General features: G+C 50.2%; 12 protein-coding genes and 2 pseudogenes. 1 reads left to right on the forward strand and 13 read right to left on the reverse strand.

The features are described 5' to 3' along the window. Positions 1–56: 56 nt before the first annotated feature. The 13 genes and pseudogenes from WMO29_RS16380 to WMO29_RS16440 form a co-directional block, all read right to left on the reverse strand. Positions 57–1016: pseudogene (locus tag WMO29_RS16380) on the reverse strand (VirB4-like conjugal transfer ATPase, CD1110 family); the annotation flags it as partial. Further along, complete coding sequence (locus WMO29_RS16385; protein ID WP_005928557.1) at positions 982–1392, reverse strand: PrgI family protein; 411 nt, start codon at positions 1390–1392, stop codon at positions 982–984. The pseudogene WMO29_RS16380 and the gene WMO29_RS16385, both read right to left, overlap by 35 nt. 24 nt (positions 1393–1416) lie before the next feature. Next, positions 1417–2286 carry a VirB6/TrbL-like conjugal transfer protein, CD1112 family gene (locus tag WMO29_RS16390; RefSeq protein ID WP_005928553.1) on the reverse strand — a complete coding sequence of 290 codons (870 nt, stop codon included), beginning with the start codon at positions 2284–2286 and terminating at the stop codon, positions 1417–1419. A 16-nt stretch (positions 2287–2302) separates the two neighbouring features. Further along, positions 2303–2386 (reverse strand): annotated as a pseudogene (locus tag WMO29_RS16395) (Maff2 family mobile element protein); the annotation flags it as partial. 90 nt (positions 2387–2476) lie between these two features. Beyond that, positions 2477–4147 (reverse strand): recombinase family protein, encoded by a 1671-nt coding sequence (locus tag WMO29_RS16400; protein WP_117890579.1) that lies wholly within the window; start codon positions 4145–4147, stop codon positions 2477–2479. Beyond that, entirely contained in the window at positions 4148–4345 is a 198-nt protein-coding gene (locus WMO29_RS16405) for a hypothetical protein (RefSeq protein ID WP_349165525.1), read from the reverse strand. 241 nt (positions 4346–4586) lie between these two features. Next, on the reverse strand, positions 4587–5924 hold the full coding sequence (locus WMO29_RS16410; RefSeq protein WP_349165529.1) for a virulence-associated E family protein: 1338 nt from the start codon (positions 5922–5924) through the stop codon (positions 4587–4589). Next, positions 5893–6537, reverse strand: coding sequence for a CHC2 zinc finger domain-containing protein (locus WMO29_RS16415; protein WP_349165526.1), 645 nt, complete (start codon positions 6535–6537; stop codon positions 5893–5895). The genes WMO29_RS16410 and WMO29_RS16415 overlap by 32 nt, the downstream gene beginning before the upstream one ends. A gap of 66 nt (positions 6538–6603) precedes the next feature. Then, positions 6604–8184 carry a MobQ family relaxase gene (gene mobQ / locus WMO29_RS16420; protein ID WP_349165527.1) on the reverse strand — a complete coding sequence of 527 codons (1581 nt, stop codon included), beginning with the start codon at positions 8182–8184 and terminating at the stop codon, positions 6604–6606. A gap of 187 nt (positions 8185–8371) precedes the next feature. Then, positions 8372–8515 carry a hypothetical protein gene (locus WMO29_RS16425; protein WP_009274458.1) on the reverse strand — a complete coding sequence of 48 codons (144 nt, stop codon included), beginning with the start codon at positions 8513–8515 and terminating at the stop codon, positions 8372–8374. 299 nt (positions 8516–8814) lie between these two features. Further along, positions 8815–9111, reverse strand: coding sequence for a DUF3847 domain-containing protein (locus WMO29_RS16430; RefSeq protein WP_002594808.1), 297 nt, complete (start codon positions 9109–9111; stop codon positions 8815–8817). Next, entirely contained in the window at positions 9104–9445 is a 342-nt protein-coding gene (locus WMO29_RS16435; protein WP_003020305.1) for a replication initiator protein A, read from the reverse strand. The genes WMO29_RS16430 and WMO29_RS16435 overlap by 8 nt, the downstream gene beginning before the upstream one ends. Beyond that, positions 9442–9630, reverse strand: coding sequence for a hypothetical protein (locus tag WMO29_RS16440; RefSeq protein ID WP_003020302.1), 189 nt, complete (start codon positions 9628–9630; stop codon positions 9442–9444). The genes WMO29_RS16435 and WMO29_RS16440 overlap by 4 nt, the downstream gene beginning before the upstream one ends. Before the next feature lie 483 nt (positions 9631–10113). Between WMO29_RS16440 and WMO29_RS16445 the strand changes: the two genes are divergently transcribed. After that, positions 10114–10576 (forward strand): helix-turn-helix domain-containing protein (locus WMO29_RS16445; protein ID WP_349165528.1); only part of this gene is annotated, 463 nt, incomplete at its 3' end.

Below are 10576 nucleotides of genomic sequence, written 5' to 3' on the forward strand. Positions count from 1 at the left end.
TAGTGCCTGATTTTGTCCTTCAACTACGAAGGCTTTGTTCAGGAACGAGTCGCACTTATATCCATATCGTACCCGCTGCGTACCGCCTTTTTCTGTTCCTCAATCTTCATCTTGTCGAGGTCGGTAATTTTGCGCTTGATAGTCTTGATTGCTTCGCTCTGGTCGATACTGCGGATATGCAGATTGACGATAATTCCGTTTTCAAGGTCGAGAATGTCCGAAAGCATACGGTCGTTCAGCTCCGGCGCAAGGATTTCAAGGAAGCTAACAGCACCGAGCTTGCGCCCCATGCGAAACGTCCTGCCGTCGCCAAAGCGGAACGAGGACGGGGCGATAAAGTCCTTTGTGGTAAGCCCGGACGGTACAAGCCAGTCCCAAGAGAAACGGAACGGCTCGCCCTCCGGGTGGAAAATCCCATGCAGTACGTTCAAGCGTTCCTGTCCGTTCATGGGGCGGGCGGTTACACCAAGCACCTTAAAATTATTGAGTACGTCGGTTTCGATACGGGAAAGGCGGGCTTTTGCCGCCGCAAGATTGTCCGCTTCAATGGAAAAGGTAATGTACTTGCACTTTTCCAGTCCGTTGTTGCCTTTTTCAAGCTGATTTTTAAGCATATCCGCGTACTCCCTGCGGATAGAGTTAAAAGCGTCGTCCTGCGCCGGAATTTCGATAGCCGCCTGTGCCTTTTCCTTTCTTGCACCCTGATTGATGAAAGAGAGCTGCACCGAAACGGAAGCGTCAAAGTAGTTGAGAAAATCGCACCAGTTTTCAAAAATGGCTGTCTTATCGTCTGCCTGTGCAAGCTGATAGTTAATATCTTCAAAGACAAGGCTTTTACTGTATTTCTTTTCCGTTACCCTGCAAATCCCGTCCGGGTACATCTGCAAGTAGGGAATGGTCTGTTGTGCGGTGCGGGGCTTCCCGTCGCCCTTTGCCGCCTGTATCACGGCGGCGATTTCTTTCTTTTCTGCGCGGGTCAGCTTACGCTTCACGGGATTTTTTACCGCGCGGGTCATGGTTTTTCGTTCTGCCATTGACAATAGCCGATACCTCCTTTTCCAGTTTTCGTTGTTTTTCTATGACGGCATAAAAATTTTCCGTCTGATAGGGGCGTTCCTTTGGTCGGATAAACTTTGTCTGAATGACGTTCTTTATCACGATTTCAAGGGGCTGCCCGTGTTTTTCATACATTGCCAAGAGGAAGCAGGGAAGCATAACGACAATCATTGCAAATGCCGCCATGCTTGTTCCCGCGCTGTCTTTGAGCAAAAAGAAAAGCGGTAGTCCCATAGCGAGGGCTGCCGCAAAACATATAATCTGCCGCTTTGTCAGATTAAAAGCGACTTTCGTTTTGATTTTTGATAAGTCTTTGGGTACGGGTACATACGCCAAGTGAAAACCTCCTCCTTTCGGTCTTTAATGGGCGTTAAATATTGACTTCGCAAGTGCGCCTGTTTTGAATAGGGAGAAGCACAAAATCACGGTGTAGGCTGCAAGGGAGAAAATCGCGCTGTGCAGGTTGTCCGCTACAATCATGCTGCCAACCAAAACCGCATAAATGCCGACGCATATCATTATGAGGAAGCCTTGAAAACCGAGGGCGAACAGGGCTTTTAAGTAGTTGTTGCCTATCTGCCCCCACTCTCTGTTGGTCATAGTTGCAAACGGGATAGGCGATACCGAACAGTAAAGGTAAATTTCTATCATTCTGCCGTACAGGATAACCGTGATAAGCACCGACATGATTTTCATGCAAAGGCTCACAAGGCTTGTTTCCATAACGAGCAAAAGCAGTTCGGGGATTTCCATAGCGTCAAGTCCGGCTTGCATGGACGAGAGGGCGGCGTCAACGTCGATATTCGTATTGCCGCCGATCACGCCCGCTGCGCCGGAAACAACGTGCTGCGCCATATCGAACACCGCCATAGTGATAGTAAAGGTGTGGGTAACGAGATACACCGCTACCCACGCCTTGAAAAACCACTTAAAGAACATGAACGTGTCAATATCGTGCATATTGTTCTTTTCCGTTACCATGCTGATAAGCTCCACGCATAGAACGTAGGTAATGACAAGCCCCGCAATGGGTACAATCACATTTTCCGACAAACTCTGTATCATGGAAAATATGCCTGCGTTCCACCCCTGCGGGGTTTGTCCTACCTCTGCGGCGATAGTTCCGACTTTTTCGTTTACGTCCCCGAACATAGTTGACAGATTACCGTTAATGGCTCCAATGAGGATTTCCTTTATCCATTCGTTAATCGCGTCAAGTATGCTCTGCATAGGCTAACCCCGCCGCTTAACCGAACAGGCCGGAAAGCAGAGGTACAAGGGTGCCACCGATAAGGGCAACGCCGCCGCCCGCCATGAGCTGTTTTATCCCCAATTAGGTGTAAAACTCTGCTCGATGGCGGGCGGCGGCGTACAAAAAATCTATATGGTGTTGTTAAGAGAACCGTCCCGGCGGGACAGGTCAGGCAGTGACCTGTTCCACCTCCGGGATGGGTTTGAGATTAAAATGAATTTCGATAGAAATGTGTCTTGTTTTATCTTCGTCAATGCGCTCATGCACGACGATTTCTTTGATTAAGCGGTTAAGGGTGGCTGCGTCCAGCTCTGTGATGTTGGCATATTCCTGAATGGCTTCCACCCATTGTTTTGCGTCATTGGCAAGCTGGGCTTCATCGGACAGCCGCTTTCTGCCCTCGGACACTTTTGCTTTAAGCTCCGTCTGCTCGGTCTGTGTCTTTTCCAGCATGGTGTTGAAATTCTGCTCACTGATACGCCCTGCAATCATATCCTCATAAAGCCGCATGACCATTTTATCCAGAACCTCAATCCGTTCCTCGTCCCTTGTAAGGGAGCGTTCCATTGCTTCCCGCTGTTCCCGCTGCTCGGCTTCACAGGTATTGGTCAGGCGGTCAGCAACCGCTTCCCCGTCCATCAGGGCAGCTCTGGCACATTCCCGGATTTTCCGCAGCACATGGCTGTAAAGGGTGTCATAGTCAATCCGGTGCTGGGTGCAGTGGTTCTTTCCAAAGGCATTGTAGGTCTTGCAGGAGTAAATCCGCTGGGGATGTTTTGCGTTTGTGTAGCGTATCGTCAGCGACTTCCCACACTCGCCGCATTTTATCAGTCCGGCAAACAGGCTGATTTCATTGGTCTGCCCCGGACGCTGGCGGGATTTCAGCTTGTTCTGCACAATGTCAAAGCTCATGCGGTCAATCAGCGGTTCATGCTGTCCCTCCACCACAATCCAGTCCTCCGGCTTCTTTTCCCCAATCGTGCCGATTTTGAAACGGTAGTCTTTTTTCTGGGAAGCAATCGCCCCGGTGTAGACGGGATTCATCAAAAGGTCTTTGATAACGGAGAAGTCCCACATATACCGCCCGTTTTCCGGGTCTTTCTTTTCCCATTTGGTGCGGGTATTGCGAAGCCCCCGTTCCCGGTTCCACCATGTGGGGCAGGGGATTTTTTCTTCCTCCAGCCGTCTGCGGATATAGTTCGGACCATGACCGTTCAGGGCATATCCGAAAATCAGCCGCACAATCGGGGCGGTTTCCTCGTCAATGAGCAGATGGTTTTTGTCCTCTGGGTCTTTCCGATATCCAAACGGGGCAAGACACCCGGTAAACTGTCCTTTCTGCGCTTTCAGAAGATAAGAGGAATGGACTTTCTTGGAAATATCCTTGCTGTACATCTCGTTCAGGATATTCTTGAACGGGGCAATATCGTTGTTATCCCGCAGGGTGTCGATACCGTCATTCATGGCGATATAGCGGACACCGTTTCTTGGGAAAAAGTCCTCAATCAAATGCCCGGTTTGCAGATAGTTACGCCCCAGTCGGCTGAGGTCTTTCGTGATGACAAGGTTGATTTGCCTGCGCTCAATGGCTCTCAACATTCTCTGTAAATCAGGACGCTCCATATTAAGACCTGTGAAGCCATCGTCCTGATAGACTGCCACAACCTCCCATCCCTGCTTTTCGCAGTATTTTTCCAGCATATCACGCTGGTTTGCGATACTGGCACTTTCGCCTTGCAGGTCATCGTCCTTTGACAGTCTGCAATAGACCGCTGCACGATAACCCCCGGCAAGTGCCGAACCGATTGTTCTGTATTCCATTTCGTTCATCATAGCCATTTACCCACACAATCCAGACGGTATCTGGCTCTTTTGAACCTCATCTTCATTATAATTCAATTCTTTCTTTTTAGCAAGATATTCTTTTGTATTTGTCTTGCCGTATTTCTGGGAAATCAGGCTGACGAACACATCGGTGGCGTCCAGCTCCCCGTCAAATACAGTGGTCACATGAATCTCTGTTTTGTTTTTTGCCATAGGCAGTTATCCTCCATACATGAAAATAGCCAGACAGAGGGTGTCGGCAACGAAGTCCGGCAACGGGCTTCAAAAGACCTTGCAAACAATCTCAATCTGGCGATGGTTACTATTTATACTTTTCTTTTATTTTTCTGTTGTTTTGGTTGTCATAGGGGAGAAAAGCCCGCAGTTATGGGTTTTTCCCCGGCAACCGGCTCGGCAACGGGATAGCAACGAAGTCGGCAACGGGCTGTCATTTTCAGAATGGAAGCTCCATCTGCTCCGTGACCTCCACAAAACCGTCCATAGATTTTTCGGGCGGGTTGTCGGTGTCCGTTGCCGGGATTTCACGCTCCCAGCCCTTTTGTCTGCCATATTCCGCAAACATTCTTGGATTGGAAAAGTAGTTCCACCCGGTAATGCACTGGTTCATTATCTCGTTGATTTCCCGGATTTCCCATTGCTTCGGCTCGTCAAAGGTGTGATTTAAGGCTTCCTTGTAGAGCTGCTTGGAACAGACCGTTTCCCCGGTGTACTTATCAAGGTAAGCCTGTATCATCCCGGCTTTGGTGTCCTCCGGCATAAAATCCCGCTGGTGTTCTTTGAGATACCGCTGCATGGCTGGGCTGAATGACAGCTTGTACCTGCCGCTTCGGTAAATCTCCATTGCTTCCGCCCACATCTGGCTGATATAGGCTCTGGAAGCGGCTTCGTCCTCCAAAATGTGAACCTCGGCTTGCTCCGGGTACACCATGACCGGGATAAATCGGCGGTTGCCGGAACGGTCAAGGGGGAGAAAGTCAAGGGCGTTGGAAGTACCGCCGAACACGCACTGACGGGGACGGTCTGCCGGGTGGGTTTCATAGGGTATCTTATAAACCTCTTTCTGTCGGCTTAGAAAAGACTTGATTTCCTCAATGCTCTTGGCATTGGCGGTTGCCATCATTTCCGACATTTCAATTATCCAGTGACCTTGCAGCTTGCGGTACACGTTATCATCGTCCAGCTTCCGCAAATCATCGGAAAACCACTCGTCCCGGACTGCCAGCAGACGGAAGAAGGTGGACTTGCCAGCCCCCTGACCGCCTACCAGACACAGCATGATTTCAAACTTGCTTCCGGGCTTAAATGCCCTTGTAATCGCCCCCAAAAGAAACAGCTTTAGGGCTTCATAGGTGTAATCGTCCACATCCGCCCCCAGAAAGTGCCGCAGACAGAAGCGGATGCGCTCCGTCCCGTCCCATGCAAGGCTGTTCAGAAAATCCCGGATGGGGTGGTACTTATTCTCATTCGCCACAATCCCGATGGCGGTTTCAATCTTTTTCTCACTGGTCAGCCCGTAGGTTTCCTCCAGATAGAGAAGCAGATACTTCATGTCTGTATCGGTCAGGGCGGTGCTTTCTCTGTGGAAGCCGATGGGCTTTATGATGTCCTTGCGGTCGGTCAGGATGTTGTATGCAATAGCCCCGGAAAGCAGAGGGTCACGCTGGAATACGGTCAGGCAGTTCCGTATGCTCTGACGGACACCGCCTTTCTCGGTAGTTTCCAGCCCCGTCTTGATTTCCTCAACGCTCTGTGGCGGCTGCATGGCGTTCATGGTGTTTTTTAGTTCTTGCTGCGTCTGCGGCTGCAAGCTCTGCCATTCGCTGTTCAAGCTGTATCACATCCTTTCCGTAGTCCGTAATCAGTGAAGCGATTTCCTCCGTATCCCCAAACAGCAGCACATCCAGCAGATATTCCACATGGGCTTGCTTCTGCAAGGCTTCCACGAACCGGGGATGAAACGCTTCCTCCGGGGAGTGCGGGGCATAGTCGGTTTTCCATACCCGTAAGAGGTGTAGATAATCGGCAAGGACACGGAAGCAATGTGCCTTTGCTTCCCGGAACTGTTCTTCCGGGGATTTCTGCCGGGGCTTGGGCTTCCTTGCCCTGCCCGGTGGCTTCCAGTCCTCATAGGCAAGCCCGAAGTCACTCGCCAACTGTGCGGCGGCTTCCTTTTTCCCCAGCCCGTACAGGGCAGCTACAAAATCAATCACATCCCCATCTGCACCACATCCGAAGCAGTGGAAACGCTTGTCCAGCTTCATGCTGGGGGTCTTATCGTTGTGGAACGGGCAGCAAGCCATCCCGTTTCTGTTTACCCGGATTCCGTAATGCTCCGCAGCCTGTCTTGTCGTAACGGACTGCTTCACAGCTTCAAATACATTCAAATCAATTCCTCCTTGTAAAAAAGAAAAGGCACTTATCATTCTCAATCTGAAAATGGCAAGTGCCTGTTAAAGTTCCATATCCTGTTGTTTGTGTTTCGTCTGCGCCGGGGCGTTTTTCTGTGCTCTCTTCTCGTCAGCCTTATCCTGCAAGACTTCTTTGAGGGGCTGCTTCTTGGGCGGCTCTTTGCTTTCCTCTGTGCCGGGTGTGGCTTTCCGTACCCAGTAGCGGATGTCCCACAGCTTCTTCAAATCTTCCTGCACCTCGGTCAACGGTACTTTCAAGTCTGCGATTTCGTCCACAAGCTTCGCCTGTTCCTGCAAAAGCTCCTTTTTCGTGCTGTCCTTATCGTCCGGGTGCTTGGCAAGGTAGGCACTGGCTTTCTCAAACCGGGCAACCTCCGGGTGTTCCTGTTTGAATTTTTCCTTTGTTTTCTTAAAAAATATCTTCTGGTACTTCTCATAGACAGCCTTACATTCTTTGCAGTCTGTCCGGCTGGCAAGAATCCCGTCAATCACTTTGCTTCGGGCTTCCTTTGGCTTCATCTGATTGCGGTAATCTGCGGCTGATTTCCCGGAGGATTCCAGAAATGCTTCTAAGTCCTCCACAGTGGAAAGCCCCTTTTGCCGGAGATAGGACAGGGCTTCGCTGACTGCCTTTAAGTCCTGTGAAGTCCCCCGGTTCTGTCCAGCCCTTGTCCAGTCCTTCCGTTCTTCCTTTCGTATCGCCATATACTTCATCAGCAGATTGGGAAGAAGTGTCGCTTCCTCCGCCGCCTTTTGTGCAAGCAGCTCTTTCCGTTTTTCGCCCAGCTCGGTAATCCAGCCTTTGAGGTTTTGGATAAGCTGCCGGATGGACTTCATCAGATTGTTGGCAGCTCTGATTTCCCGGTTCAGGTTTCCGATATTCGTCTGGATACCCCGCTTTTCCATCTGCCGGACAGCAGCTCCCTCATGGACAGTAGGGACTATATCAAGCCCCTGTCTGGCATAGGAACGCAAGTCCACACGCTCCGGGCGGTCATTGGCTTCCAGATAGCGGTTCTGGATGACCTCCCATTCATGCCGCCAGATTTCACAATACTTCTGGTCGTTCCAGTCAACCGTATCCTCCTTGTGGCTTTTCCATCTGCCGGACGGAAGTTTGATCCGTTCCCCATTCTCGTCAAGGTCATAAACCTTGCGGCTCTTGGGAAGCCATTTCCCATGTTCGTCCATTGCCCTCATAGTGAGCAGGACATGGGCGTGGGGATTGTGTCCCGGCGGATGGGGGTCATGGATTGCAAAATCAGCAATCATGCCTTTGGAAACAAACTGCTGCTCACAAAACTCCCGTACAAGGACAGCGTACTGGTCAGGCGGTATCTCTCTGGGAATGGTAAGCACCCACCTCCTTGCAAGCTGGGAGTTCCATTGTTTTTCCACAGCTTCGGCGGCGTTCCATAGGGTATTGCGGTCTGCATACTCCGGCGGAGCATTTGCCGGGAGCAGGATTTCATTGTGGACGATACCACGCTTTTCCGGGTAGTGCTTCACTTGCTGGTCGTATTCACAGAACAGCTTTTCGCCACTCTGGTAAGCAGCGGCGGCAACCGCAGACTGCCGCTGGCTGCGCTGAACAATCGTGATTTCGTTGTGTGGACAGGGCATTTCGTGTTCCTCCTTTCGCTAATTGGTGGACGGGGTGGCGTTTTACCACCTCATTTGGGGCAGAAAAAAAGCAGGAGACCTTTTTCAGATTTCCTGCTCGGTGTGCCGCTATGTGGGCGGCGGGTATTTAATTGTAAAAGTTCGGGGCAAGTTGACCCGATGTGAAGCTGACAAACTGGAAGTTATTTTACTTGCGTTCTATAAATCCTATGATTGAAAAAATCAATCCTACAATCCCAATTCCGATAACGAGCAGCCCCATTCCTGATGAGCAAAGAGAAATTATAATGGCAAAGAGTAGTATTGCAATACCTAATCCAATTTTCTTCATTGTAAATCCTCCTTTACAAATGCCGATTTGTTGTCATCTTCATTATACTTCATTGGCTATCGAAAAGATAGCATATTTTATGAAACTTGTCGGCTGGGAACAGCTTGCAACGCAAGGTGTCCCCAGATGGCAAGTCCACAAAAGGGTAGCTGGCGGCAGCCAGCGCAGGGGAAGCGTAGCGTCCCCTGTTTGATTTGGAGCAGACCATAACTGCGGAAAATCACAGCCCTCCGGCGAGGAGCCTTCGGAGAACGCAATGCACCAACCTCTGGGTGGTGTATAATTGCGCCCTTAGTAAACTAAGGGGTTTCCGGCTTCTCCCGTTCCAGCAGTTTTTTCAATAGTTCCTGCGTGTCCTGCCTGTGAAAAATGAGTTTCAACAACAGCATGACATCATCATCTGTCAGGCGTTCCGGCTCTTGCAGAAAACTTTCCAGCATACCGCCACGAGTACAGAGCCGGTGCGTCCGTTCCTTTCGGGTAAGCTGCTTTAACTGGTGCTGCAATGCCTTTTCATCATTGATGGCTTTCCGCAGTTTCTTTTCGCTTTTCTCCAACTCCCGGTTGAGCTTTTCCAGCTTTGAGGTATCAGGCAAGGGCAGCGTCCTCCTTTCCCGGTATCAGCACATAAATCCGGTTTGGTTCTCCAACGCCCTGACGCACCCGCATGATAAGTCCGGCGGTTTCCAGTTCATTCAGAGAACGCTTGACCGTCATGGGACTGCGGGACAGGACTGCGGCAATGGCTGTGACAGGGAAGCAGACAAACAGGATTCCGTTCTCGTCCTCCTGACCTTTGGAGAGCATAGCGTCCAGCATCCGGCAGTACATGACCTTTGCGGTGCTGCTGACTGGAAATCCTGTCAACGCTCTGGGAAAGGGCATACAGGGCGGCAATGGTGTGTCTATCGTCATAAATTCAAAATTCATTCGGTGTGTTCCTCCTTTTTCTTTGCTCGTTTGGATAAATAACGGGGGCAGTCAATCACAACCGCCCGGAAGCTCTGCTTGCACCCATGCTGGCATTTCCGGCATAATTCGTTGTAAGTGACACGCCCCCGGTCATTGAGGTAAAAGGAAAGCTCCTGTTTCCTCTTTTTGCTCATTCTCGGCATATTGCGCTTCCTCCCGTTTTTGTGTATGGTTTCGGGGCGATTTTCGGAAAAATTACAGCCATAGAGCCGCCTAAAATCTCCCGAAGTATCAGCGATAGGGTAGACTATCCCCCTATCAGATTGTCGTGTTTCGGTATCATTTCGGTGTCAGTTCGCCAGTTCTCCCCGGTGTCGTTCCTCCCCTGAATCTCACAGCGGCGTATCGCTCCCTTTGGTACGCTCGTTTCGGTCAGGGTTCCTCCACATCCCTGCCAAAAGTCATGGCACTACATCGCCGGGGAAGCATATCCCACACAGGCTGGTCATTCGATTGGAATAATCCATCGATGAACTACCTGTATCATAGAACATTTTTGTGCCCTGTGCCGTATGTCCACAAAGTAGGAATTAGGAGTAAAAATCAGAAATTTCCACGATTGCGGAAAGTGTGATATAATCCAGTTAAGCGGCAGCAATGAAACCGCCGGAAAGGAGTGTGCGCCCATGAAAGGAGCAACAAGCATACAGGAACGCCTTTGGGAACTCCGCAAGGACAAAGGCTTAAATCTGGAAGAACTATCAAAGCTGACAGGCATTTCCAAATCAGCTCTTGGAAGTTATGAAAAAGAGGATTTTAAGGAAATCAATCATGGCAACCTTATCACGCTGGCAGACTTCTATGGGGTCTCTGTTGATTATCTACTGTGCCGGACAGAGAACAGGGAGCAGATCAACACACCATTGACGGAGCTGCATTTGAATGATGAGATGGTGGCACTGCTGAAAAGCGGTCGGATTAACAACCGTCTGCTCTGTGAGCTTGCTACACATAAAGATTTCATCAAGTTTCTTGCAGACATTGAGATTTATGTGGACGGGATTGCTACCATGCAGATTCAAAACCTCAATGCACTTGTCGATACCGTCCGGCATGAAATCATTGAACGGTATCGCCCAGGCGAAGATG

Origin of the sequence: Laedolimicola intestinihominis (assembly GCF_040096155.1) — a bacterium.
GTDB classification, from domain to species: Bacteria; Bacillota; Clostridia; order Lachnospirales; family Lachnospiraceae; genus Laedolimicola; species Laedolimicola intestinihominis.